Source organism: Microbacterium sp. MMO-35 (assembly GCF_037147555.1).
GTDB lineage: Bacteria > Actinomycetota > Actinomycetes > Actinomycetales > Microbacteriaceae > Microbacterium.
In genome coordinates, this window is record NZ_JBBCVH010000002.1 from 667,190 (window position 1) to 690,194 (window position 23,005).

The following is a 23,005-nucleotide window of genomic DNA, read 5'->3' on the forward strand; positions in this document are numbered from 1 at the left end:
CCGGTGGGGAGCGCATCGCCCGCACAAGATTAGTGCACGGCGACGGGGGCGCACACGACGGCGGGTTCCGGAGGGCGGCATCGCGCTGCCGCCCTCCGGACTCCTCACGCCGGCTGCGACGGCCGGATGACGACGATCAGGTCCCCTGCCTCGACCTGCTGCGTGGCGCCGATCGCGAGCCTCTCGATGACGCCGTCGACGGGTGCGGTGATCGCCGCCTCCATCTTCATCGCCTCGATCGAGGCCACCGGCTCCCCGGCGCGAACGGCGTCGCCGACCTCGGCCTTGACCGTGACGACGCCCGAGAACGGTGCGGCAACCTGGCCCGGCTTCGAGGTGTCGGCCTTCTCGACCTCGCGCGCGTCGACCGCGACGGAGCGGTCCCGAACGAACACGGGCCGCAGCTGTCCGTTCAGCGTCGTCATGACGGTGCGGATGCCCTTCTCGTCCGCCTCGCCGATCGCCTCGAGGCCGACGTAGAGCTGCACACCCGGGTCGATCTCCGCCACGTGCTCCTCGCCCGGCACCAGTCCGTAGAGGTAGTCCGGGGTCCCGAGGGCGGACAGATCCCCGAACGCCGCGCGGGTGCGCTCGAACTCCGCCGCCGGTCCCGGGAACAGCACGCGGTTGAGGGTCTGCCGACGCTCGCGGCTCTCGCCGTCGAGGGCCTGCTGCTCCTCCGCGGTGATCGGGACGACATCGATCGACACCGTCCGGCCGGCGAGCGCCTTGGTGCGGAACGGCTCCGGCCATCCGCCGGGGAGATCGCCCAGCTCACCGGCCATGAAGCCGATCACGGAATCGGGGATGTCGTAGTTCTGCGGGTTCTCCTCGAAGTCCGCGGGGTCCGCCCCCGCCGCGACGAGCGCCAGGGCCAGGTCGCCGACGACCTTCGACGACGGGGTGACCTTGGGGATCCGGCCCAGGATCCGGTCTGCGGCGGCGTACATGTCCTCGATCCGCTCGAAGTCGTCGGCCATGCCGAGCGCGATCGCCTGCTGGCGCAGGTTGGACAGCTGCCCGCCCGGGATCTCGTGGTGGTAGACCCGTCCGGTCGGGGCTGTCAGCCCGGACTCGAAGGGACGGTAGAGCTGGCGCACGCCCTCCCAGTAGGGCTCGAGGTCGCCGACGGCCTGCAGGTCCAGCCCGGTGTCCCGCTCGGTGTGGGCGAGGGCCGCCACGAGCGCGGACAGCGACGGCTGGCTCGTGGTGCCCGACATCGGCGCCGCGGCCGCGTCGACCGCGTCGGCGCCGGCCGCGCTGGCGGCCAGCAGCGTCGCGAGCTGACCGCCCGCGGTGTCGTGCGTGTGCACCTGGACCGGAAGGTCGAAGCGCTCCCGCAGGGCGGCGACGAGCCGTGCTGCCGCGGCGGGCCGCAGCAGCCCCGCCATGTCCTTGATCGCGAGGATGTGCGCACCCGATTCGACGATCTGCTCCGCGAGGCGCAGGTAGTAGTCCAGGGTGTACAGGTCCTCCGCCGGATCCAGCAGGTCGCCCGTGTAGCAGAGCGCGACCTCGGCGACGGCGGTGCCGGTCTCCAGCACCGCGTCGATCGCCGGGCGCATCTGCGACACGTCGTTGAGGGCGTCGAAGATGCGGAAGATGTCCACGCCGGTCGCCGCGGCCTCGCGCACGAACGCGTTCGTCACCCCGACGGGACGCGGCGTGTACCCGACGGTGTTGCGTCCGCGCAGCAGCATCTGCAGCGGGATGTTGGGCATCGCGGCCCGCAGCGCCTCCAGGCGCTCCCACGGATCCTCGGCGAGGAAGCGCAGGGCGACGTCGTAGGTCGCACCGCCCCAGGCCTCCATCGAGAGGAGCTGCGGGGTCATGCGCGCCACATGCGGCGCGACGCGCACCAGGTCGCGGGTGCGCACCCGCGTGGCGAGCAGGGACTGGTGCGCATCGCGGAAGGTCGTCTCGGTCACGGCGAGGGCGGTCTGCTCGCGCAGCGCACGGGCGAAGCCCGCCGGGCCGAGCTGGAGCAGCCGATCCCGGGCGCCCGCCGGCGGCGCCGCGCTCAGGTCGATCGCGGGGAGCTTGCTGCCCGGCGACGGCGACAGCGGCTTGTCCCCGTAGGGCCGGTTCACCGTGACATCGGCGAGCCAGTTCAGCAGGCGGGTTGCGCGGTCCCTCGAGGGGTTGCTGGTGACCAGCCCCGGCCGCTCCTCGATGAACAGCGTGGACAGGTCGCCGACGACGAACGCCGGCTCGTCGAGCACCGCACGAAGGAAGGGGATGTTGGTGGAGACCCCGCGGATCCGGAACTCCGCGAGCGCGCGCTTGGCCCGCGCCACCGCGGCGGGGAAGTCGCGGCCTCGGCAGGTGAGCTTGGCGAGCATCGAGTCGAAGTGCGGGCTGATCTGGGATCCTGCGGCCGTGGTGCCGCCGTCGAGACGGATGCCGGCCCCGCCCGGCGAGCGGTACGTCGTGATGCGACCGGTGTCGGGACGGAAGCCCTGGGCCGGGTCCTCGGTCGTGATGCGGCACTGCAGCGCCGCACCCCGCAGCTGGATGTCGTCCTGCTCCAGCCCGAGGTCCGCGAGCGTCTCGCCCGCGGCGATCCTGATCTGCGACTGCACGAGGTCGACGTCGGTGACCTCCTCGGTGACCGTGTGCTCGACCTGGATGCGCGGGTTCATCTCGATGAACACGACCTCGCCCGCGCGCTCCCCCGCGGTCTCCAGCAGGAACTCGACCGTGCCGGCGTTCTCGTAGCCGATCGACCGGGCGAAGGCGACCGCGTATCCGTGCAGGGCGTTGCGGGTCTCGTCGTCGAGGTTCGGCGCCGGCGCGATCTCGACCACCTTCTGATGCCGCCGCTGCACGGAGCAGTCCCGCTCGAACAGATGCACCGTGTTCCCGGCGCCGTCGGCGAGGATCTGCACCTCGATGTGGCGGGGTCGCTGCACCGCCTGCTCGAGGAAGACCCGGGGGTCGCCGAACGCGCTCCCCGCCTCGCGCATGGCCTCGGCCAGCGCCGGGGCCAGATCGCCGAGCGACTCGACCCGGCGCATGCCGCGTCCGCCGCCGCCCGCGACCGCCTTGACGAAGATCGGGAAGCCGATGGCCTCGGCCTGCGCGACGAGTGCGTCGACGTCGTCGGAGGCATCGGTCGACCGCAGCACCGGCACGCCCGCCGCGACCGCATGCTGCTTCGCGGTCACCTTGTTGCCGGCCATCTCCAGCACGTGCGCCGGAGGCCCGATGAAGGCGATGCCGTTCTCCGCCGCGCGGGCGGCCAGCTGCGGGTTCTCCGAGAGGAAGCCGTACCCCGGGTAGATCGCGTCCGCACCGCTGGACAGGGCCACCCGGATGATCTCGTCCACATCGAGATAGGCGCGCACCGGGTGCCCGACCTCGCCGATCTGGTAGGACTCGTCCGCCTTCTGACGGTGGAGGGATCCACGGTCCTCCCAGGGGAAGACGGCGACCGTCTTCGCTCCCACCTCGAATGCGGCTCGGAACGCGCGGATGGCGATCTCACCACGATTGGCCACAAGGATCTTCTGGAACATGGCACCTCGAACACTGTTCTGCGCGACGACGCGCATCGGGGGGCTGAGTGTGTCCTCAGCCTAGAGGAAGGTAACGTGGTCTCCGTGCACGTACTCAGCGTCAGTTCCCTCAAGGGCGGTGTCGGAAAGACGACCGTGACCCTCGGCCTCGCTTCGGCGGCGTTCGCCCGCGGCGTCCGGACCCTCGTGGTCGACCTCGACCCGCAGTCCGACGTCTCGACGGGCATGGACATCCAGGTCGCCGGGCGGCTCAACATCGCCGACGTCCTCGCCAACCCCAAGGAGAAGGTGGTCCGTCAGGCCATCACGTCCTCCGGCTGGGCGAAGGTGCATCCGGGGACCATCGACGTGCTCATCGGCAGCCCGTCCGCGATCAACTTCGACGGGCCGCACCCGAGCGTGCGCGACGTCTGGAAGCTCGAGGAGGCGCTCGCCGCCGTCGAGGCCGACTACGACCTCGTCCTCATCGACTGCGCGCCGTCGCTGAATGCGCTCACCCGCACCGCGTGGGCCGCGAGCGACCGCGTCATGGTCGTCACCGAGCCGGGGCTGTTCTCCGTCGCCGCCGCCGACCGCGCCCTGCGCGCGATCGAGGAGATCCGCCGCGGCCTCTCCCCCCGGCTGCAGCCGCTCGGCATCGTGGTCAACCGCGTGCGCCCCCAGTCGATCGAGCACCAGTTCCGCATCAAGGAGCTGCGCGACATGTTCGGCCCGCTGGTGCTGAGCCCCCAGCTCCCCGAGCGCACCTCCCTGCAGCAGGCGCAGGGCGCCGCGAAGCCGCTGCACATCTGGCCCGGCGACTCCGCGCAGGAGCTCGCGGCCGACTTCGACACCCTGCTGGACCGGGTCATCCGCACCGGACGCATCGCACTGCCGGAGGACACCCGCGCCTGAGCGCCGGGCGCCCCTGAGACGACGAGAGCCGGTTCCCCCTCGGGGACCGGCTCTTCTCGTCGCGGGAGCGGCTCAGGCGGAGCGGCGGGCGCGGCGTGCGGCGAGATCGTCCATCGGGTCGGGCACCAGCGCGTCGAACTCGACGAGCGTCGCCTCGACCTCATGGAACACCTTGCCCACGGCGATGCCGAAGACGCCCTGACCGCGGCTGAGGAGGTCGATCACCTCGTCGTTCGAGGTGCAGAGGTACACCGAGGCGCCGTCGCTCATGAGCGTCGTCCCAGCCAGGTCCCGGATGCCCGCGGCGCGGAGCTGGTCCACCGCGGTGCGGATCTGCTGCAGTGAGATCCCGGTGTTCAGCAGCTCCTTGACGAGCTTGAGGACGAGGATGTCCCGGAAGCCGTACAGGCGCTGGGATCCGGAACCGCTCGCCCCGCGGACGGTGGGGACGACGAGCTCGGTGCGCGCCCAGTAATCCAGCTGACGATAGGTGATGCCGGCCGCGCGGGCGGCGACCGCTCCGCGGTACCCCACCTCGTCGTCCATCGCCGGGAGGCCGTCGGTGAAGAGGAGGTCGTCCCCGAACGACGGTGCGTCGCCCCGTTCGTCGGCGCTCATGGCTTCCTCCTCATCCTGAAGGCACACAATCCTTCAACCACAACCTGAAAGTCGATGACTCCACGCTAGAACAGCAGGTCTCCGGCGACAACGACATCCGGGCGGAGCGAGGGGTGTGTCGCAACCAGTTCGTTACGACAGCAGCCGGCCGATGCCGTCCTTGACGAGGAGTGCGCGCACCTCGTCCAGCCGGGATGCCAGCTCGGGAGCCATCTCGCTGGCCCTGGCACGCGACGGGGTGTCGGTGCGCCGCAGCAGCGCGGACAGCGCCGACTGCACCAGGGCGACGTCGCGCTCGGCGCTCTGCCGCAGCGGCCGCAGGTGGCGCGGTCCGATCCCGTGCCCGTCCAGGGCGACCAGGGCGCGCAGGAGCGACACCGCGGACTCGGGGTACGCCTCGGCGGCCGGCAGCATGCCGCTGGACACCGCGTCGCCGAGCAGGGCGTGCGTCGCGCCGGCCGCGCTGACGAGCTCGTCACGGCGGTAGCGGCGCGGCCCCTGCACGATCGACGCCGGCAGGACCGGGGCGCCGCCCGACGCCTCGAGCGCGTCGAGATGCTCGCGGATCACCTTGAGCGGCAGGTACTGATCGCGCTGCAGGGTGAGGGCGACGCGGATCCGCTCGAGGTCGGCGGCGGAGAACTTGCGGTACCCGGACGCGGTGCGCACCGGGTTCACGATCCCCTTCTCCTCGAGGAAGCGGAGCTTCGAGGCGCGCACGTCGGGGAACTCGGGCGTCAGGCGCGCGAGGACCTGGCCGATGCTCAGCAGCCCGGTCGGGGCGGTGCGCTCGGCGGCCGACGCCGCCATCAGGAGTTCGCCTGCGCGAGATCCACAGGCGAGGCGAAGAAGTTCAGCCGGAACTTGCCGACGCGCACCTCGTAGCCGTTGCCCAGCGGGCTGCGGTCGACGCGCTCGCCGTTGACGTAGGTGCCGTTCAGCGACCGCTGATCGATGATCTCGAACGCGGTGCCGGTGCGGATGACCTCGGCGTGACGGCGCGAGACCGTGACATCGTCGAAGAAGATGTCCGCCTCCGGGTGCCGGCCGACCGTGGTGACCGCCGTGTCCAGCAGGTACCGGGCTCCGGCGAGAGCGCCGGAGCGGACCAGCAGCAGCGCGGAACCGGAAGGGAGCGCGGCGATCGCCGCCTGCTCGACCTCCGTCAGCTCGGCGCCGAACGGGACGAACGACAGGTCGGAGTCGTGTCCGAACGTCTGCGTGGTGTCGTGCGCGGGTTCTCCGCCGCGGCGGACGGCGCCTTCGGGAACGTCGTTCTCAGTCACTGTGCACCCCTCCTCTGGCGTTCCAGCCTATCGGAAGCCCGCCGCCATCGGGAGCAGGATCCGGCCCGCAACCTCCGCCCGGAGCGGTGTCGCCGAACGGTAGGCTGAGGGCATGCCACACTACGACGTCGTCATCCTCGGCGCTGGCCCCGGCGGCTACGTCGCCGCCGTCCGCAGCGCCCAGCTCGGCCTTTCCACCGCGATCATCGAGGAGAAGTACTGGGGCGGCATCTGCCTCAACGTGGGGTGCATCCCCTCGAAGTCACTCCTCAAGAACGCGGAGATCGCGCACACCTTCACCCACAAGGCCGAGTTCTTCGGCATCTCGGGTGACGTGCACTTCGACTTCGGAGCGGCGTTCGATCGCAGCCGCAAGGTCGCGGAGACCCACGTCAAGGGCATCCACTTCCTCATGAAGAAGAACAAGGTCACCGAGTACGACGGACGCGGCACCTTCACGGGCCCGAAGGCGATCTCGGTCGCCAAGTCGGACGGCACGACCGAGGAGGTGACGTTCGACAACGTCATCATCGCGACGGGATCCACCGTCCGCCTGCTGCCCGGCGTCCAGCTCAGCGACAACGTCGTCACCTTCGAGGAGCAGATCCTCACCCGCGACCTTCCCGAGTCGATCGTCATCGTCGGCGCCGGCGCCATCGGCATGGAGTTCGGCTACGTGATGGCGAACTACGGCGTCAAGGTCACCATCATCGAGTTCCTCGACCGCGCCCTGCCCAACGAGGACGTCGAGGTCTCCAAGGAGATCCAGAAGCAGTACAAGAAGCTCGGCATCGACATCCTCACCTCGACCGCGGTGAAGACCGTCACCGACAACGGCTCGTCCGTGCACGTCACCTACGAGACCCGCGACGGCCAGCCCGGCGAGATCACCGCCGGCAAGGTGCTGATGTCGGTCGGCTTCGCCCCGAACGTCGACGGCTACGGCCTGGACAAGACCGGCGTGAAGCTCACCGAGCGCGGCGCGATCGACATCGACGACCACATGCGCACGAACGTCGAGGGCATCTACGCGATCGGCGACGTGACCACCAAGCTGCAGCTCGCCCACGTGGCCGAGGCGCAGGCCGTGGTCGCTGCGGAGACCATCGGCAAGGCCGAGACCATGACGCTGGGCGATTACCGGATGATGCCGCGCGCGACGTTCTGCCAGCCGCAGGTCTCCAGCTTCGGTCTCACCGAGGAGCAGGCGCGCGCCGAGGGCCGCGAGATCAAGGTCGCGAAGTTCCCGTTCAGCGCGAACGGCAAGGCGAACGGCCTGGGCGAGCCCGTGGGCTTCGTCAAGCTGATCGCGGACGCGGAGCACCTCGAGCTCATCGGCGGTCACCTGATCGGCCCCGACGTCTCGGAGCTGCTGCCCGAGCTGACCCTGGCCCAGAAGTGGGACCTCACCGCCCTCGAGGCCGCGCGCAACGTGCACACCCACCCGACGCTGTCGGAGGCGCTGCAGGAGGCGTTCCACGGCCTCGCGGGCCACATGATCAACCTCTGATCGGATCCGATCGGCCGAGGGCCGGTCACGCCGCGTGCGTGGCCGGCCCTCGGTGCGTCCGGGGCGCTCACAGGCCGCGCATCGTCACCAGTCCGGCCGCCCACGGGCGCAGCGGCGCGGATCCCAGCGAGCGGATGAGGAGCTCCCGCGCGAGGAGCGGAAGCCCGTGCCGCGCCGGCGCGCCCATCGCCATGTAGAAGGCGCTGCGGCGCTGTGCGCCCCGGGCGGCGCGCAGGGTACGGCGCCCGTAGTCGCCGAGGTCCGCCCGGCCGTCTGCCAGGGCGGCGCGCAGTGCGGCGTCCAGCCTCCCGGCGTCGGCCCAGCCGAGGTTCATGCCCTGTCCGCCGATCGGGCTGATCTCATGCGCGGCGTCGCCCAGCAGCGCGATCCGTCCGCGCGCAGGAGCACGCGCGACGTGCTGCCTCGCCGTGAACGCGACCGGCACGACATCGGATCCGATCGCCGGATCCGCCCCGGTGCGCACGCGGATCGCCGCCCGGAAGCCGGCCGCGGTGCCGATGTCCTCGTCCTCTGCGGCGCGCACCACCCAGCGCCGCACCCCGCCCGGCAGCGGGAACGACTCCACGAGCCCGCCGGGTCCGCAATGGAGCAGAGCCGTGGCGCCGACATCCGGGTCCGCCACATCGGCCATCGCGTACCGCGCGCTGCCGGCCCGCCGCCGCCAGCCCAGGCCGAGCCCGGTGCGCAGTCCGCTGTGCACGCCGTCCGCGATCACCGCGAAGGCGGCGGTGAGCTCCCTCCGCCTCCCCTCGGCGTCGAGACGGACGCGAACGAAACCGCCCTCGTCGCGCACCCCGCTCACCGAGCAGCCGGCCCGGAGCGCCCCCGGCGACAGCCGATCCAGCCGCTGGCTCAGCAGGGCGTGGGTGCGGCGCTGCGGCAGCACGAGCACCGGGCGATCGGCCGGGAAGGCGAGCGATGCCAGCACCCGCCCGCGGCTGAGCACCTCGCCGCCGGCGAGGGCGAGAGCCTCCGCCCGCACCGCGGCACCGGCCCCGGCGCGGTCGAGCATCGCGAGTCCCGGCGGATGGATCCCGATCGCCCGGCTGCGGACGTCGTCGCCGTCGCGCTGCTCGCAGAGCGCGACGTCCACGCCGCCCTGGGCGAGGAGGCAGCCGAGCAGCAGCCCCACGGGACCGGCTCCCACGATGACGACACCGTGATCGAGCCTCGGCTCAGCCGGCGGCATCGGCAGGCTCCCAGCGCAGCTGCAGCCGGGAGGGGAAGCCGCGGCGGACCACCCATCCCGGAGGCGCCGCGGCGGCCAGCTCGGCGGCCGTGTAGGAACGGCGGATGCTGGTCAGCCCGTCGGCGCGGATGAAGGATCCGGCCAGCAGATTGCCCGAGAAGGGCCAGGTGCCCGCCGCGAACGCCGCGCTCGCGAGACGACTCCGGGCGATGTCGTGGTGCGCGACGAGCCCGTCCTCCGGCACGAGGCGGCGGGTGTCCTCGAGCATCCCCGCGAGACCCGCCGCGTCCAGATGGTGCAGCACGTGGTTCGACAGCACGATGTCGAATCTCTCGCCGGCGCGGACCAGATCCGACGACGAGGCGCATCGGTAGACCGCGCCGGCGCCCCCGTCGTGCGCGGACGCCCAGGCCACGGCGCGGGGATCGACGTCGAGGGCGGTGATCTCCGCATCCAGGCGGTCGCGCCGCAGACGCACGGCGAGCGCCCGGCACAGATCGCCGCCCCCGGCGCCCACGTCGAGGATGCGCACCGGAGCGCCGCCCAGGGCGCGCCGGCGGCGAGCGCGCGGACGCACGTCCGCGCGGTAGACCGAGCCGGGCCGCGACACCACCGCGTTCACCGCGCCGAAGCGCCGGTAGGTGCGCTCCAGCATCCCGGGATCCGCGGACGGGTCGTCCATGAGCTCGCGCACGCCTACGGCGCGCGTCGAGAGGTCAGCGCCCATCCGCTTCCGCGCCGACCACGGTCATCAGCGCGCTCTCCGCCGTCAGGCCGGGGCCGAACGCCATCGCGGACACCCTGTCGCCGTCGCGCGCGTCCTCCTGTTCGAGGATCCGGCGCAGGACGAACAGCACGGTCGCGCTCGACATGTTCCCCTGCGTCCGCAGCGTCTCCCGGGCGGGGTGCAGCTGCGCATCGCTCAGGCCGAGCCGATCCTGCACCCGGTCGAGGATGCTGCGCCCGCCGGGATGGATCGCCCAGTGCCGCACGTGCTCGCCGATCGCGCCGCCGTCGAACGGCGCGCGCAGCTCCCCCGCGTACAGCGGGCGCAGCGCCTCGACGATGGTCGCCCCGATGATCTGGGGAACGCCGGTGGAGAGGATCATCTCGAAGCCGCGGTCGCCGATCGTCCACGCCATGTCCTTCTCCCCTTCGGGGGCGATGGCCGTGTGGAAGCGGTCGAGCCTCAGGCCCGGTGCCGCGGACGGACGCGCGGTGACGATGCCCGCGGCCGCTCCGTCGGCGAACAGCGAGGAGGCGACGATCACATCCGGATCCTCCGAGGAGCGCAGATGCAGCGTGCACAGCTCGACGCTCACCACCAGCACCACCGCGTCGGGATCGGCCGCGCAGAACTGGCTCGCCGCCCGCAGCGCCGGCATCGACGCGTAGCAGCCCATGAAGCCGAGGTGGAAGCGCTGCACCGAATCCGCGAGCCCGAGCGCGCGGACGATCTCGTACTCCGGCCCCGGGGCGTGGAACCCGGTGCACGAGACCGTGATCACATGCGTGATATCGGCCGGCGAGATCTCCGGATCCGCCTCGAGTGCGGCGCGGGCGGCCGCGACGAACAGCCGACGCGCCTCCCGCACGTAGACGTCGTTGCGCACCCCGGTGCCCGGAGACAGCAGCGTTCCCGTGGACCGGTCGAAGAAGACGGGGTCCGCCCCCGTGTCGGCCAGGGTGAGCTCGTCGAGCACCGTGCGCCGGGTGTCGATGCCCGAGCCGTCGAAGGAGGCGGTCACGAGGCGCCGCGCGAGGCGGGACAGCTCCGGTTGCGCGGCGAACACGTCGCGCACCTCGTTCTGATGCAGGACCGTCTCCGGGACGACCGTCTGCAGGGACCTCAGCACCGCGGGGCTGCTCATGCTGTCACTCAAGCACGCCGGCAGCGTCCTCGGAACCCCCGGGCGGATCCTCGTCGGGCACGGTAGGGTTCGCCGTGCGGCTCAGAACCCGAGCGCGCGGCCGAGCTTCGAGCCGGACGGGGAGACGCGTCCCCCGGCAGCGGCGACGGCCCGCTCCACCGCCAGGAAGAAGGCGCTCCGGCCCGCCTCATCGGCGGGAGCCGCGGGCCCCAGCTCCATCTCCCATTCGCGCCACTCGCGCGGCGCGGGGGCGGGCAGGCCGGCCGGAAGGCGCAGGTCCGTGCCGCGGACGCGGTCGTCCACGAACTCCGCGACCACGCCGTCGGGGCCGGTGAGGAGGTAGGCGGTGCGCGCGTTCTCGATGCGGGCGAGCGGGATCAGCGGTGCCGTGGTCCACTGGGCGACGAACTCCGCGACCTGCGGCGGCAGCTCGTCCGATTCCCCGAGCGGCCAGCCGAGCTCGATGCGGCCGTCGCCGGTGCGGGGGCCCTTGACGTGCCAGCCTTCGTCCGGCCCCCCGGTGCGGCGCCGCAGCGCGACGCCGGCGCGCGCGAGGTCTCCCGAGGCGGTGTCGAAATAGCGTGCGTCCAGCGCACGGGGCTCGCCCTCGGTGACCGCGTCGACCCCGGGGATCGCGTCCCACGACGGCAGCGGGGTGCTGCCGTCCACGTCGTACTTGCGCTCGACCTCGACCGTGCGGGACGGCTCAGACATCCGCGGGGTTGAGGTCGTCCTGGGATCCCTGGTACCAGTACTCGAACTCGGTGGGCCCGTCGTGCTCCCCGGTGTGCGTCGGCTCGCCCCGCTTGTTGTAGACGAGGAGCGTCTCGCTGTAGGGGACCGCGATCTCGTCGTCCGCGGATCCGAGGGGGATGATCTGCCCGTCGAGCGGGCCGCCGTGAAGCCGTGCGAGTGCCATGTGCTCACCCTAATCCCCCGGCGCCGTCGAGGAGGGCGATCACGCCGCGGAGATGCCCAGCACGGCGCCGACGATCATCCACGGCCCGAACGCGATGCGGGTCGTCCTCGTGGCACGGCGGAGGAGGACGAGGCCGAGCGCGTGCCCAGCACCGAGGACGAACGCCGCGGCGGCGCCGACGACGAGCGCCGTCCACCCGTGCCAGCCGAGCACCAGGCCGACGAGCCCGGCGAGCTTCACGTCCCCGCCGCCCAGGCCGCCCCGGCTGAGGGCGCGCAGCAGCGCGTAGAAGCCGCCGAGCAGCAGCAGGCCCCACAGCGCGCCGAGCAGCCGCCCGCCCATCCGCGCGAGCAGGGCCCCGGCGAGCGCGAGCAGGAGCGCCCCGGCGAGCGCGGGCAGCACGATCCGGTCGGGGAGCCGGTGCGTGCCGACGTCGATCGCGGTCAGCCAGGCGCCGATCCCGAGCAGGCCGATGTGCGCCAGGACGATGACGGCGCCTGCGGGTTCCATGCAGGAAGACTCGCAGATCCGCCGGGGCTGCGTTCCGGGCCTGTGGAGAACCGCGCGGCGCCGGTGCGGTGCGCAGCGGAACCGCCTGATCGCCGTCAGGCGGAGCGGAGCAGGATCCGCCCGTCCTCGACCTTCGCCTCCCAGCACGGCTGGGGCACGCTCGCCGGTCCGCGCCGCACCTCCCCGTCGTCGATGCGGAACCGGCTGCCGTGCCACGGGCAGGTGATGCATCCGTCCGCGCCGAGCTCGCCCTCGTCCAGAGGGCCGCCGGCGTGCGTGCAGACGGCCGAGATCGCGTGCAGCCGGGAGTCGAGGCGCACGAGCAGCACCGGGACGTCGCCGACCATCACCCGTGTCCGCGCCCCTTCGGCCAGGTCGGCGTCGGCGCCCACGTCGGTCCAGCGCCGCACCGCCGGCTGGAACGCCGTGTGGTTGACGCCGGTGCCGCGCACGAACGACAGGTGACCGCCGAGATAGGACGATCCCAGGGTGAGCCCGAGCCCCAGCAGGCTGAGCGCCTTCCCGGCTCCGTGGTGCCCGCGACGGCGCAGGAGCCACGACGTGATCTGCAGGACGGAGGCGGTCGCGTTCGCGGCGGCGTGCACGAGTCCGACCCGTTTGGCGGCCCCGATCGTGGTCGACCAGTCCGAGGCGCCCGCGGCCGCCGTCGGCGCGGACGCGAGGATGCCGAGTCCGACGAGGCGCCGCGCCGCAGCGGGATCCGCGCCCGTGAGGTCGAGCACGGTGGCCGCGCCCCAGGCGCCGATCGGCAGGTCGGTGAGCATCGGATGCGCCTGATGACCGAGCCAGGCACCCGAGAGCGCGTTCTTCACGGCCGGGGAACGGGTGGCCTCGTCCACCCAGCCGCTGAGCTTCTCCGCCGCCGGATCGAGTTCCTTGGTCTTCCCGATCGTCCGGATCAGGGACTGCATCGCTGCTTTCACCCGCATGGGATCTCTCCTCCGCATCGCGTCGCCGGAGCCTCCTGTCTACCCGCGCATCCGACAGGGGTCAAAGGGTTGACAGACGGGCGCGCGAGTGCAGGTGGTAGCCTCGCGCTCGATGGATCCGCTCTCCCCCGCCGCCCTGCACGCGGATGTGCACCGACTGCTGTCCGCGATGTACGAGGACTATCTGCGCGGCGACCCTGCGGCCATCGACGCCCGCCTCGCCGAGGACGTGACGATCTTCGACTCCGCCGCGGACGCCCTGGTGACCGGTCTGGACGAGCTCGCCGCGCTGCGCCGGAGCCGGGCATCGAGCCCGTCGGCGCCGCCCTCGCCGGCCTGGACGGAGACGGCTCTCACGATCGCCGACCTGGGAGTGCGCGAGATCGGCGACGTCGTCGTCGCGACCTGGTGGCTGCGGGTGGACGGAACGGATGCGCAGGGGGTCGCGGTCTCCCCCGAGCTCTCCCGCAACACGGCGGTCCTGCGCCGCGGAGAGGACGCGGCACTGCGCATCGCGCATCTGCACGAGGACGTCCGCCAGGAGGCCGGCCCGACCGCCTGAGCGGGCGGAGAACGAGGATCCGGCTCTCCGAGCGTGCGCCCTCGCCGATGCCCTCGGCGTCGCGCGCGCGCGATCCGAGCCGCCCGGTCCGAGCCGCCGTCGCCTGCCGACGCTCCCACCCGATTCGACCATGTCGGATGTACGGATTATCGTCATCTCTGTTGTTGCAGTATTCGAAGAGATATTCGAGAATGGAGTGCATGGGGATGGCTCTCGGTTCCATGATCGCCCCCGCCGCCGACACCGACGACCGGGTCACGGATGTGCTGCGCCTCCGCCGCGAGATCACGCGGATGCAGCGTCGGCGGAGCGATCTGCCCCTGATCCCGGTGCTGCCCGCCCTCGAGTCGATCCTCCCCGAGGGCGGCCTGCAGGTCGGGACCACGTATTCCCTCTCCTCCTCCCCCGGCCTCATCGGCGCGCTGCTCGCCGGCGCCTCCCGGACGGGGGCATGGTGCGCCGCCGTCGGCATGCCCACCCTGGGCGTGGAGGCGCTGGCCGGCCACGGGGTGGATCTGGATCGGCTCCTCCTGGTCCCGGCCCCCGGCCCGCGCTGGCTCTCGGTCGTCTCCGCGCTGAGCGAGGTGATCCCGCTGATCGCGATCCGCCCCGCCACCTCCGCCCGGGAGGCCGAGCTGAGCCGGCTGAGCGCCCGGCTGCGCGACCGCGGCTGCACGCTCCTGGTCGTGCCCGGCCCCGGGAGTCAGGCCTGGCCGCAGAGCGAGGGATCGATCCGCGTGCACGACCCGCGCTGGCAGGGCCTCGGCGACGGCTGGGGCGCCCTGGAGGAGTGCGAGGTGACGGTCACCGCGCGCACCCGGCGCTCGCCCGTGCCGCAGAGCGTGCGGGTGCGTCTGCCCGACGTCCATGGCCGGATCCACGAATCGGTCGAAGCCGCCGCCCCCGCCCTGCCGCGGCTCTTCCCGCTCCCGTCCGCCGCGGCCGAGGCACGCCCGGTCACCGCGATCGACGCGCGCCCGTCCGCCGAGTCGCCCGCGCTCCTGGCGGTGGCCGGATGAGCGCCCCGAGGCAGGAGCCGGTCCGGGTGATCGTGCTGTGGTTCCCCGATTGGCCGCTCCGCGCCGCGGGGGCCGAGGCCGCGGAGCCGGCGGCGATCCTGCACGCGAACCGGGTCATCGTCTGCAGCGCGGCGGCGCGCGCCCAGGGGGTGCGGATCGGGCAGCGCCGCCGCGAGGCGCAGGGGCTGCTGCCGAACCTGCGCATCCTGCCCGCGGACCCGGCCCGGGACGAACGCGCGTTCCTCCCCGTGCTGCGTCTGATCGAGGCTCAGGCGCCCGGCGCGCAGCTGCTCCGCCCCGGGCTCGCCCTGCTCCGCGCCCGCGGGGTCGCCCGCTTCCACGGCGGCGAGGAGGAGGCAGCCCGCGCCCTGCACGCCCTGCTCTCCGCCGAGGGGCACCCGGAGGTGCGGATCGGGATCGCGGACGGCCCGTTCACCGCCGAGCTGGCGGCGCGCGGTGCGGATCCGACGCTCGTGGTGGGTGCGGGGGCGTCCGCCGCCTTCCTCGCCCCGCTGCCCGTGCAGGCTCTGCAGGATCCGGAGGTGACGGGGCTGCTGCTCCGTCTCGGCGTGCGCACCCTCGGCGAGCTCGCGACCCTGGGCGCGGCGCGCCTGCGAGAGCGCTTCGGCGAGCACGGGGCACGCCTGCACGCCCTGGCGGCGGGGGCGGACTCCCGTCCGGTGGTGCCGCGCCCACCGGATCCGGAGCTCGCGGCGGAGGTCGAGTTCGAGGCTCCGCTGGCCCAGTCCGATCAGATCGCCTTCGCCGTGCGGCAGAGCGCCGATGCGGTGATCCTCGCCCTCGCGAAGGCCTCGCTGGTGTGCACCGAGGTGCGGATCGATCTCACCGACGACGACGAGCAGGTGACCTCGCGCACCTGGCTGCATCCCACCTGCTTCGAGGCCGCAGACCTCGTCGACCGGGTCCGCTGGCAGCTGGAGTCCCTGGCCGCGGCCTCCGCCGGCGACGACGACGAGGCGCACCGCTTCCGCGGCATCGTCCGGGCACGCATCGCCCCCGTCGCCGTGGACGACGCCGCCCATCATCAGCCGGGCCTGTTCGGATCCGGCACCGACGAGCGGCTGCACCACGCCGTCTCCCGGGTGCAGACCCTGCTCGGGCATGAGGGCGTGGTCACCGCCGTCGTCGCGGGCGGGCGGCTCCTCACCGACCGGCAGCAGCTCACCCCCTGGGGCGAGCGGGCGGTGCCGGCGCGCGCGGCCGATCAGCCCTGGCCGGGGCGGCTGCCGGACCCGCTCCCGGCCGAGGTGTTCGCACCGGCCCGGCCGATCGCGGTCACGGACGCCGACGGCGCCCCGATCTCCGTCGATGCACGGGGGCTGCTCAGCGCGGCCCCCGCGGCGGTGGACGCGTGCGCGGTGCGGTCCTGGGCGGGACCGTGGCCGGTCCGGGACCGGCGCGGGGATCCGGCCGGGGCGCTCCGCGGCGAGCGCCTGCAGCTCGTCGACGAGCAGGGCAGGGCCTGGCTCGTGCTGCACGTCGAGGGCGAGGACCGCTGGCTCGCCGAGGGGAGGTATCACTGATGGGCTTCCACAATCCGAGCATGTCCTGGTCGGAGCTCGAGCGCACCCTCAGCGGCGAGAGGCCGCTGCACCAGGAGCTGCCGATCGACGCCCCCTCCCGCATGCACAAGAAGCGCCCTCCGATCTCGCTCGCCGAGGTCGAACGCCCCCGGGACGCGGTGCCCTACGCCGAGCTGCACATGCACTCCTCGTACTCCTTCCTCGACGGCGCCTCCTCCCCCGAGGAGCTGCTCATGGAGGCGCAGCGGCTGGGCCTGAAGGCGCTGGCCCTCACGGACCACGACGGCTTCTACGGCGCCGCGCACTTCGGCGAGGTCGCCGAGGAGGCCGCCGGGCTGCAGACGGTGTACGGCGCCGAGCTGTCCCTCGCCGGCCCCGACCCGCGCGGGAACGCGAGCACCGCCCCCACTCCGGAGCGCCGCGGCGCCGCGGATCCGCTCGGCGAGCATCTGCTGGTCCTCGCCCGCGGGGAGGAGGGCTATCACCGGCTCTCCTCCGCGATCACGCACGCGCAGCTGCGCGGCGGTGAGAAGGGGCGGCCGCTCTATGAGATCGAGTCCCTCGCGAACACGGCGGAGGGCCACTGGACGATCCTCACCGGCTGCCGCAAGGGGGCCGTCCGCTCCGCCCTGGAGCGGGAGGGGCCGGAGGGGGCGAAGCGGGCGCTGCGCACGCTCGTCGACCTGTTCGGGACCGACGGCGTGGCGGTCGAGCTGATCGACCACGGCGACCCGCTCGACACCCGCCGCAACGACGTGCTCGCCCGCCTCGCCGCCGAGCACGGGCTGCCGGTGGTGTGCACGAACAACGTGCACTACGCCCGCCCCGAGCACGCCCGCCTCGCCGAGGCGATCGCCGCGGTGCGCGCCACCCGCAGCATGCGGGAGCTGGAGGGATGGCTGCCCTCCCACGGTGCGGCGCATCTGCGCTCCGGCGCGGAGATGACCGCCCGCTTCGCCCGGTATCCGGGGGCGGTCGCGCACGGCCTGGAGATCGCCGAGGCCTGCGCCTTCCCGCTGCGCAGCGCCAAGCCCGCGCTGCCGACGATGCGGGTGGCCCCCGGCGAGACGCCGATGAGCCATCTGCGCGACCTGGTCTGGGCGGCCGCTCCGGAGAAGTACCCGACGCTCGACGAAGGCGGCCGGGCCCGGATCGAGCGGGAGCTCGCGGTGATCGAGGAGAAGGACTTCCCCGGCTACTTCCTCATCGTGCACGGCATCGTGAAGGAGGCGAGGGACCGCGGGATCCTCTGCCAGGGCCGGGGATCCGCCGCCGCGAGCGTGGTCTGCTACCTGCTCGGCATCACCGCGGTGGATCCGATCAGATACCGCCTTCCCTTCGAGCGGTTCCTCGCCACGACCCGCACCGAGGAGCCGGACATCGACGTCGACTTCGACTCCGGGCGCAGGGAGGAGATCATCCAGTGGGTCTACGACGAGTACGGCCGGGAGAACGCGGCGCAGGTCGCGAACGTCATCCAGTACCGGCCGAAGAACGCGGTGCGCGACATGGCCAGGGCGCTCGGGCACTCCCCCGGCCAGCAGGACGCCTGGTCGCGTCAGGTGGAGCGCTGGGGGCTGGATCTGAGCCCCGTCCCCGACCACGACATCCCGCTGCCCGTCATCGATCTCGCCGACAGGCTGATGAGCGCACCGCGCCATCTGGGCATCCACTCCGGCGGCATGGTGCTCACCCAGCGCCCGGTCGGCGAGGTGGTGCCGGTCGAGCACGCCCGGATGGACAAGCGCACCGTCATCCAGTGGGACAAGGACGCCGCGCGCTGGATGGGGCTGGTGAAGTTCGACCTGCTCGGGCTCGGGATGCTCTCCGCCCTGCGGCACTGCTTCGACCTGGTCCGCGAGGCCACCGGTGAGGAGTGGACGCTGGACTCCCTGCCGAAGGAGGAGCCCGCGGTCTACGACATGCTCTGCCGCGCCGACACGATCGGGGTGTTCCAGGTCGAGTCCCGCGCGCAGATGGGGCTGCTCCCCCGACTGCAGCCGCGGGAGTTCTACGAGCTCGCCGTCCAGATCGCGCTCATCCGCCCGGGCCCGATCCAGGGCGGTGCGGTGCACCCCTTCGTCCGCCGAAAGCTCGGCCAGGAGACCGTGACCTATGCGCATCCGGATCTGGAGCCGATCCTGCGCCGCACCCTGGGGATCCCCGTCTTCCAGGAGCAGCTCATCCAGATGGCCACCACCCTCGGCGACTGCACCGCGGACGAGGCGGATCTGCTGCGCCGCGCGATGGGATCCAAGCGGGGGCTGGAGAAGATCGACCGGGTCAAGCAGAGCCTGTACACGGGCATGCGCCGGCACGGGCTGGACGAGGAGACCGCGGACCGCATCTACGCGCAGATCCAGGCGTTCTCCGACTTCGGCTTCGCGGAGTCGCACTCGCTCTCGTTCGCTCTGCTCGTGTACGCCAGCTCCTGGCTCAAGCTGCACTACCCCGCCGCCTTCCTCGCCGGGCTCCTGCGCTCCCAGCCGATGGGGTTCTACTCCGCCTCGACGCTCACCGGCGACGCCCGGCGGCACGGCGTCGAGGTGCGCCGTCCGGACATCGCGCGGTCCGGGGCGACGGAGACCCTGGAGCCCGTGGACCCGGAGAGGACGGGGCTCACCGGGCGGGAGTCGTGCGCGCATCAGCTCCCGGACCGTCCGGACGGCGTGGATCCGGATCCCTTCGATCCGAAGGCCCCCGACGAGACCGCGGCGCACCGCAGGGACGGCCGCTTCGCCGTACGGCTGGGACTCGCCGGCGTCACGGGGATCGGCGAGAAGACGGCCGAGCGGATCGTCACCGAACGCGATGCACGGGGCCCCTACCGGGATCTGAACGACCTCGTGCGCCGCACCGACCTCACCGCGTCCCAGGTGGAGTCCCTCGCCACCGCCGGCGTCTTCGACTCGCTCGGGCTGCAGCGCCGGGAGGCGATCTGGCTGGCGGGCTCCGCGGCGGAGGACCGCGCGCGCTATCTGCCCGACACGGTGGTCGCGGTGCAGCCCCCGCTGTTCGGCGACCAGACCAGCTACGAGCTCCTCACCGCCGACCTCTGGGCGACGGGGGTGTCCACCGACGACCATCCGCTCGCGCACTTCCGGCCCGGTCTCGATGCGCGCGGAGTGCTGACCTCCGTCGCGCTGCGCACGCACGAGAGCGGCCGACGGGTCGAGGCGGCGGGTCTCGTGACCCATCGGCAGCGCCCGTCCACGGCGGGCGGGGTGACCTTCCTCAACCTCGAGGACGAGCACGGCCTGGTGAACGTCATCTGCACGCAGGGCGTCTGGCTGCGCTACCGCCGGATCGCCCGGGAGTCGCCCGCGCTGATCGTGCGCGGCATGCTGGAGCGCTCTCCCGAGGGCGTCACCAACCTGCTCGCGGATGCGTTCGAGACGCTGCAGGTGGGCGTGCCCCATCATTCGCGGGACTTCCAGTGACCCCAGGGCCGGGCGTCGGCGCGCCCTCGGCGGTATGCGCCGCTCTCACCAGAAGCGCTCAGGGACCTCGTGCGCCCGGCGATCGGTGCCGCCCCAGTTCGCGGCCTGATCCCGCGCGTCGTCCGCCGCCTGCTGAGCGCCGCGCAGGGCGTCGGCGGCGCCCCGGCGCTCGGCCCCCACCGGGTTCGCATCGAGCACGAGCTCCGTGAGGGTGCCCTCCGCCGAGGCCTCCACGGTGCAGCCCTGCACCCGTCCCCGCCACGGCAGCGCGCCGAACTCCGCCAGGACGGAGCCGGGCACGCGGTACACGACGCCCGTCGTCAGATCGCGGATCTGCACCGCCCCGGCCTTCTCATCGACCGAGACGATGCGCCCGACGCCGAGCGGGGCGGCGAGGGGAAGGATCAGTGTGACGGCCATGCCTCCACCTTCGTTCAGAACGGCCGTACGGGCAAGCAATGCGCCGCCGGCCCTGCTCAGCTCTGCGGGGCCGGAGCCTGCTCCCGTGACGAGACCAGGCTGTCGTAGTGCCGGTCGACGTAGAGAAGGGGTGCGCCGGGCGTGCCCTCGATCACGTCGAGCACGTCGAGCAGCACGAGCGAGGACGGTCCGACCGGATGCGTCTCCCGGATCGTGCCGCGCACGGCGACCCGGGCCGAGGGCAGGAAGGGCTCGCCGGTGGGCAGGGTGCGGAACCCCTGCTCCGGGGTGAAACGGGGCTGGCCCGAGCGGGCGAACGCGTCGGCGATCGGCTCCTGCCCCGCGACGAGGAAGTGCACCAGCGCGCTGGGTGCGCTGAGGATCCCGCCCGCGCTGCCGGTCGCCCGGGTGACCGAGAAGACGAGCACCGCCGGGTCGGCGCTCACCGAGGCGACGCTCGACAGCGTGAGCCCGACCGGGCCGTCGGGGGCGACTCCCGTCACCAGGGCGACGCCGGCGGGATGGTGCCGGAACGCCCCCTTGAACTTCTCGGTGACATCCTCTTCCAGACCGGGGGTGCTCATCCTGCTTCTCTCTGTCGTCCTGCCGCGGGCGCAGAGTTCACGCCCGCACTCAACGGTATGCCCGAACCGGGAGCATCGGCTCCGTTCCCGCCTCACTCGTCATGGCCGGTGTCGGTGCCCTGTGCTGGAATGCCTCCATGACGACGGGGACCAAGACCGATCTCACCAAGACCCTGGACGGCTATCGCGCGCGCATCGGCGAGTTCCGCCTTCTCGAGCTGCCTCCGAGCCGCTACCTCGCCATCGACGGACACGGGGATCCGAACACGGCCCCCGCCTATGCCGAGGCCCTGGAGGCGCTGTACCCGGTCGCCTATGCGCTGAAGTTCGCGAGTCGGCGCGAGCTCGACCGGGACTACGTCGTCCCGCCCCTGGAGGGCCTGTGGTGGGCGGACGACATGGACGCGTTCACGACCGCCCGCGACAAGTCCCGCTGGGACTGGACGATGATGATCCTCATCCCCGACTGGGTCGAGGATCCCCTCGTGCACGCCGCGATCGCGACCGTGCGGGAGAAGAAGTCGCCGGCGCGGATCGATGCGCTCCGGATCCTCCCCCTCTCGGAGGGGACGTGCATGCAGACGCTGCACGTCGGATCCTTCGACGACGAGGCCCCGCTCCTGGAGCGCCTGCACGACGAGGTGATCCCCGAGCACGGCCTGCGCCTCGCAGGTCTGCACCATGAGATCTATCTCAGCGACGCCCGCCGGGTCCCTCCGGAGCGCCGCCGCACCATCCTGCGCCAGCCCGTGGCGCCCGCCTGATCGCCTCAGCCGCGCATCGGGCGGACCGTGAGGATCTGCTGCACCGTCCCGACCGGGCCTCGCTCGTCGTGCAGCACGGTCTCGGTCAGGCCGAGGCCGGTCGGCCCGATCGACACCGTCGTGTCGAAGCCGATCCAGTCCCCCTCCGGCTCGGCGAACAGATGACAGGTGAGATCGACGTTCGGGAACGCGACCTCCGTCGGCGCCAGACGCAGGGTCAAGCCGTTCGCGAAGTCGACCATGCCCAGCAGGCGCGGGATCCGGCCGACCGGCTCCCCCTCCACGAGCGGGATGCGCGGCTTCAGCCAGGCCCACGCATGCCCCGGTTCCCGCTGCCCCCGGTGGAAGTCCACGCTGCGGACGGCGCCGCCCTGCCAGTGATCGCCCATCGCCCAGGGGTCGATCTCGTCGCGGCCCGGCATCGCGTCCAGGGCGCTGCCGGCCAGCTCGCGGGTGTCCGCGGCCTGCAGGAACCAGGCCCGTGCGATCACCGCGGCGCGTCCGTCGTGGCTCAGCACCGCCTCCACGAGCTCGATCGTGCGGCCGGGACGCAGGACCCTGATCTCGAGGTCGACACGCTCGAGCGGGATCGTCCCGAGGATGTCGTACGAGATCCTGCCGAGCTGCAGCTCTCCGCCGCGGCGGTCGGCGTGATCCCGCTCGATCGCGTGCGCGATGAGTCCGAGCGCCGGCGCGACGTGCTGCTCCTGCGTGCTCCACGCCCCCTCGACCGCAGAGGTCAGTCGGAAGGCGGACGTGTCGACGCGTTCGAAATAGGAGGACATGGTCGGATCCTATGTCGGCCCTGCTGCCGCACCCGCCCGCGGTCATGGCCGGGGCGTCGGCGGGGAACATCCCGGCGCGCGGTACGTTGATGTCGTCGAGCAGATCGATCCGCACGAGAGGAACAGCATGCGCCCCTACCTGGACAAGGCGATCCCGGACGCGTGGAAGGCCGCCTCCGCGTACTCCGACGCGGTCGCCAGGGCCACCGCCGAGCAGGGCCTGACCACCGCCGAGGCCGAGTTCATCAAGGTGCGCGCCTCGCAGCTGAACGCATGCGCGTTCTGCCTCGACCTGCACTCCCGCGAGGCGCGAGCGGCCGGCATCCCCCAGCAGAAGCTCGACGTGCTGCCCGCGTGGCGCGAATCCGACCTCTTCACCGAGCGGGAGAAGGCGATGCTGGCGATCGCCGAGGCCGCGACGCGGATGCCGCTGGGCGAGGAGGCGAAGGCCGACCTCGCCGCTGCCCGCGGGCTGCTGGGCGACGACGTCTTCGCCGCCGCCGAGTGGGTGGCGCTGACCATCAACATGTTCAACCGCCTCTCGATCCTCAGCGAGCACCCCGTGCGCCCGCGCGATGCCGAGGGCGCCCTCATCCGCTGA

The 23,005-nt window shown here is 72.6% G+C and carries 22 protein-coding genes; 8 read left to right on the forward strand and 14 right to left on the reverse strand.

Translation table 11 applies throughout. The features are described from left to right. Nucleotides 1–104: 104 nt before the first annotated feature. Entirely contained in the window at nucleotides 105–3,518 is a 3,414-nt protein-coding gene (locus WFJ01_RS06630) for a pyruvate carboxylase (protein ID WP_336628579.1), read from the reverse strand. Between the two features lie 84 nt (nucleotides 3,519–3,602). Between WFJ01_RS06630 and WFJ01_RS06635 the strand changes: the two genes are divergently transcribed. Beyond that, the gene (locus tag WFJ01_RS06635) at nucleotides 3,603–4,412 is read left to right on the forward strand and encodes a ParA family protein (RefSeq protein ID WP_251442406.1); all 810 of its coding nucleotides are present in this window, start codon (nucleotides 3,603–3,605) and stop codon (nucleotides 4,410–4,412) included. A 72-nt stretch (nucleotides 4,413–4,484) separates the two neighbouring features. Here WFJ01_RS06635 and WFJ01_RS06640 read toward each other — a convergent pair whose 3' ends face one another. From WFJ01_RS06640 to WFJ01_RS06650, 3 genes are all read right to left on the reverse strand, one after another. After that, entirely contained in the window at nucleotides 4,485–5,030 is a 546-nt protein-coding gene (locus tag WFJ01_RS06640; RefSeq protein WP_251442052.1) for a MerR family transcriptional regulator, read from the reverse strand. A 132-nt stretch (nucleotides 5,031–5,162) separates the two neighbouring features. Further along, a complete protein-coding gene (gene ftsR / locus WFJ01_RS06645) occupies nucleotides 5,163–5,840 on the reverse strand; it encodes a transcriptional regulator FtsR (RefSeq protein WP_251442055.1) in 678 nt (225 codons plus the stop codon). Then, complete coding sequence (locus WFJ01_RS06650) at nucleotides 5,840–6,316, reverse strand: FHA domain-containing protein (RefSeq protein WP_251442059.1); 477 nt, start codon at nucleotides 6,314–6,316, stop codon at nucleotides 5,840–5,842. Before WFJ01_RS06650 ends, ftsR begins: the two co-directional genes overlap by 1 nt. A 112-nt stretch (nucleotides 6,317–6,428) precedes the next feature. On the opposite strand from WFJ01_RS06650, the gene lpdA reads away from it, so the two are divergent. Next, entirely contained in the window at nucleotides 6,429–7,826 is a 1,398-nt protein-coding gene (lpdA, locus tag WFJ01_RS06655; RefSeq protein ID WP_336628580.1) for a dihydrolipoyl dehydrogenase, read from the forward strand. Nucleotides 7,827–7,893: 67 nt separating this feature from the next. Here the strand turns inward: lpdA and WFJ01_RS06660 are convergent, their stop codons facing one another. From WFJ01_RS06660 to WFJ01_RS06690, 7 genes are all read right to left on the reverse strand, one after another. Next, nucleotides 7,894–9,036, reverse strand: a complete 1,143-nt coding sequence (locus WFJ01_RS06660; RefSeq protein ID WP_336628581.1) for an FAD-dependent oxidoreductase — start codon at nucleotides 9,034–9,036, stop codon at nucleotides 7,894–7,896. Next, a complete protein-coding gene (locus tag WFJ01_RS06665; RefSeq protein ID WP_336628582.1) occupies nucleotides 9,023–9,763 on the reverse strand; it encodes a methyltransferase domain-containing protein in 741 nt (246 codons plus the stop codon). The genes WFJ01_RS06660 and WFJ01_RS06665 overlap by 14 nt, the downstream gene beginning before the upstream one ends. Continuing rightward, complete coding sequence (locus WFJ01_RS06670; RefSeq protein WP_336628583.1) at nucleotides 9,753–10,907, reverse strand: type III polyketide synthase; 1,155 nt, start codon at nucleotides 10,905–10,907, stop codon at nucleotides 9,753–9,755. The genes WFJ01_RS06665 and WFJ01_RS06670 overlap by 11 nt, the downstream gene beginning before the upstream one ends. An 81-nt stretch (nucleotides 10,908–10,988) precedes the next feature. Continuing rightward, nucleotides 10,989–11,621 carry a CYTH domain-containing protein gene (locus WFJ01_RS06675; RefSeq protein ID WP_295033159.1) on the reverse strand — a complete coding sequence of 211 codons (633 nt, stop codon included), beginning with the start codon at nucleotides 11,619–11,621 and terminating at the stop codon, nucleotides 10,989–10,991. Beyond that, nucleotides 11,614–11,826: a response regulator gene (locus WFJ01_RS06680; protein WP_251442078.1), complete on the reverse strand. Its 213-nt coding sequence runs from the start codon at nucleotides 11,824–11,826 to the stop codon at nucleotides 11,614–11,616. The genes WFJ01_RS06675 and WFJ01_RS06680 overlap by 8 nt, the downstream gene beginning before the upstream one ends. A gap of 39 nt (nucleotides 11,827–11,865) precedes the next feature. Next, nucleotides 11,866–12,336, reverse strand: coding sequence for an A24 family peptidase (locus WFJ01_RS06685; RefSeq protein WP_336628584.1), 471 nt, complete (start codon nucleotides 12,334–12,336; stop codon nucleotides 11,866–11,868). 95 nt (nucleotides 12,337–12,431) lie between these two features. Then, on the reverse strand, nucleotides 12,432–13,286 hold the full coding sequence (locus WFJ01_RS06690; protein ID WP_336628585.1) for a Rieske (2Fe-2S) protein: 855 nt from the start codon (nucleotides 13,284–13,286) through the stop codon (nucleotides 12,432–12,434). 112 nt (nucleotides 13,287–13,398) lie between these two features. On the opposite strand from WFJ01_RS06690, the gene WFJ01_RS06695 reads away from it, so the two are divergent. The 4 genes from WFJ01_RS06695 to WFJ01_RS06710 all read left to right on the forward strand — a co-directional run bounded on the left by WFJ01_RS06695 (nucleotide 13,399) and on the right by WFJ01_RS06710 (nucleotide 19,851). After that, nucleotides 13,399–13,848, forward strand: coding sequence for a YybH family protein (locus WFJ01_RS06695; RefSeq protein WP_336628586.1), 450 nt, complete (start codon nucleotides 13,399–13,401; stop codon nucleotides 13,846–13,848). 200 nt (nucleotides 13,849–14,048) lie between these two features. Continuing rightward, nucleotides 14,049–14,867, forward strand: a complete 819-nt coding sequence (locus tag WFJ01_RS06700; RefSeq protein ID WP_336628587.1) for a hypothetical protein — start codon at nucleotides 14,049–14,051, stop codon at nucleotides 14,865–14,867. Further along, a complete protein-coding gene (locus WFJ01_RS06705; protein ID WP_336628588.1) occupies nucleotides 14,864–16,411 on the forward strand; it encodes a DNA polymerase Y family protein in 1,548 nt (515 codons plus the stop codon). The genes WFJ01_RS06700 and WFJ01_RS06705 overlap by 4 nt, the downstream gene beginning before the upstream one ends. Beyond that, the gene (locus WFJ01_RS06710; protein ID WP_336628589.1) at nucleotides 16,411–19,851 is read left to right on the forward strand and encodes an error-prone DNA polymerase; all 3,441 of its coding nucleotides are present in this window, start codon (nucleotides 16,411–16,413) and stop codon (nucleotides 19,849–19,851) included. Before WFJ01_RS06705 ends, WFJ01_RS06710 begins: the two co-directional genes overlap by 1 nt. 45 nt (nucleotides 19,852–19,896) lie before the next feature. On the opposite strand, the gene WFJ01_RS06715 is transcribed toward WFJ01_RS06710, so the two are convergent. Both WFJ01_RS06715 and WFJ01_RS06720 read right to left on the reverse strand, forming a co-directional pair. Continuing rightward, nucleotides 19,897–20,271: a hypothetical protein gene (locus WFJ01_RS06715; protein WP_251442098.1), complete on the reverse strand. Its 375-nt coding sequence runs from the start codon at nucleotides 20,269–20,271 to the stop codon at nucleotides 19,897–19,899. 56 nt (nucleotides 20,272–20,327) lie between these two features. Next, nucleotides 20,328–20,855, reverse strand: a complete 528-nt coding sequence (locus tag WFJ01_RS06720; protein WP_292886214.1) for a flavin reductase family protein — start codon at nucleotides 20,853–20,855, stop codon at nucleotides 20,328–20,330. Nucleotides 20,856–20,992: 137 nt separating this feature from the next. On the opposite strand from WFJ01_RS06720, the gene WFJ01_RS06725 reads away from it, so the two are divergent. Further along, nucleotides 20,993–21,619, forward strand: coding sequence for a GyrI-like domain-containing protein (locus tag WFJ01_RS06725; protein ID WP_336628590.1), 627 nt, complete (start codon nucleotides 20,993–20,995; stop codon nucleotides 21,617–21,619). A 5-nt stretch (nucleotides 21,620–21,624) separates the two neighbouring features. Here the strand turns inward: WFJ01_RS06725 and WFJ01_RS06730 are convergent, their stop codons facing one another. After that, complete coding sequence (locus tag WFJ01_RS06730; RefSeq protein WP_336628591.1) at nucleotides 21,625–22,404, reverse strand: thioesterase family protein; 780 nt, start codon at nucleotides 22,402–22,404, stop codon at nucleotides 21,625–21,627. Between WFJ01_RS06730 and WFJ01_RS06735 the strand changes: the two genes are divergently transcribed. Next, nucleotides 22,403–23,005, forward strand: coding sequence for a carboxymuconolactone decarboxylase family protein (locus tag WFJ01_RS06735; protein WP_295034199.1), 603 nt, complete (start codon nucleotides 22,403–22,405; stop codon nucleotides 23,003–23,005). The two genes, WFJ01_RS06730 and WFJ01_RS06735, sit on opposite strands and share 2 nt — an antisense overlap.

What these genes read in the sequence shown, in the direction of transcription:
- WFJ01_RS06680 (WP_251442078.1), bottom strand. Translation starts at nt 11,826, where the DNA reads ATGGCACTCGCACGGCTTCACGGCGGCCCGCTCGACGGGCAGATCATC.
- WFJ01_RS06640 (WP_251442052.1), bottom strand. Translation starts at nt 5,030, where the DNA reads ATGAGCGCCGACGAACGGGGCGACGCACCGTCGTTCGGGGACGACCTC.
- WFJ01_RS06715 (WP_251442098.1), bottom strand. Translation starts at nt 20,271, where the DNA reads ATGGCCGTCACACTGATCCTTCCCCTCGCCGCCCCGCTCGGCGTCGGG.
- WFJ01_RS06665 (WP_336628582.1), bottom strand. Translation starts at nt 9,763, where the DNA reads ATGGGCGCTGACCTCTCGACGCGCGCCGTAGGCGTGCGCGAGCTCATG.
- WFJ01_RS06725 (WP_336628590.1), top strand. Translation starts at nt 20,993, where the DNA reads ATGACGACGGGGACCAAGACCGATCTCACCAAGACCCTGGACGGCTAT.
- WFJ01_RS06720 (WP_292886214.1), bottom strand. Translation starts at nt 20,855, where the DNA reads ATGAGCACCCCCGGTCTGGAAGAGGATGTCACCGAGAAGTTCAAGGGG.
- lpdA (WP_336628580.1), top strand. Translation starts at nt 6,429, where the DNA reads ATGCCACACTACGACGTCGTCATCCTCGGCGCTGGCCCCGGCGGCTAC.
- WFJ01_RS06700 (WP_336628587.1), top strand. Translation starts at nt 14,049, where the DNA reads ATGGGGATGGCTCTCGGTTCCATGATCGCCCCCGCCGCCGACACCGAC.
- WFJ01_RS06685 (WP_336628584.1), bottom strand. Translation starts at nt 12,336, where the DNA reads ATGGAACCCGCAGGCGCCGTCATCGTCCTGGCGCACATCGGCCTGCTC.
- WFJ01_RS06730 (WP_336628591.1), bottom strand. Translation starts at nt 22,404, where the DNA reads ATGTCCTCCTATTTCGAACGCGTCGACACGTCCGCCTTCCGACTGACC.
- ftsR (WP_251442055.1), bottom strand. Translation starts at nt 5,840, where the DNA reads ATGGCGGCGTCGGCCGCCGAGCGCACCGCCCCGACCGGGCTGCTGAGC.
- WFJ01_RS06735 (WP_295034199.1), top strand. Translation starts at nt 22,403, where the DNA reads ATGGTCGGATCCTATGTCGGCCCTGCTGCCGCACCCGCCCGCGGTCAT.
- WFJ01_RS06675 (WP_295033159.1), bottom strand. Translation starts at nt 11,621, where the DNA reads ATGTCTGAGCCGTCCCGCACGGTCGAGGTCGAGCGCAAGTACGACGTG.
- WFJ01_RS06670 (WP_336628583.1), bottom strand. Translation starts at nt 10,907, where the DNA reads ATGAGCAGCCCCGCGGTGCTGAGGTCCCTGCAGACGGTCGTCCCGGAG.
- WFJ01_RS06690 (WP_336628585.1), bottom strand. Translation starts at nt 13,286, where the DNA reads ATGCGGGTGAAAGCAGCGATGCAGTCCCTGATCCGGACGATCGGGAAG.
- WFJ01_RS06710 (WP_336628589.1), top strand. Translation starts at nt 16,411, where the DNA reads ATGGGCTTCCACAATCCGAGCATGTCCTGGTCGGAGCTCGAGCGCACC.
- WFJ01_RS06695 (WP_336628586.1), top strand. Translation starts at nt 13,399, where the DNA reads ATGGATCCGCTCTCCCCCGCCGCCCTGCACGCGGATGTGCACCGACTG.
- WFJ01_RS06660 (WP_336628581.1), bottom strand. Translation starts at nt 9,036, where the DNA reads ATGCCGCCGGCTGAGCCGAGGCTCGATCACGGTGTCGTCATCGTGGGA.
- WFJ01_RS06705 (WP_336628588.1), top strand. Translation starts at nt 14,864, where the DNA reads ATGAGCGCCCCGAGGCAGGAGCCGGTCCGGGTGATCGTGCTGTGGTTC.
- WFJ01_RS06630 (WP_336628579.1), bottom strand. Translation starts at nt 3,518, where the DNA reads ATGTTCCAGAAGATCCTTGTGGCCAATCGTGGTGAGATCGCCATCCGC.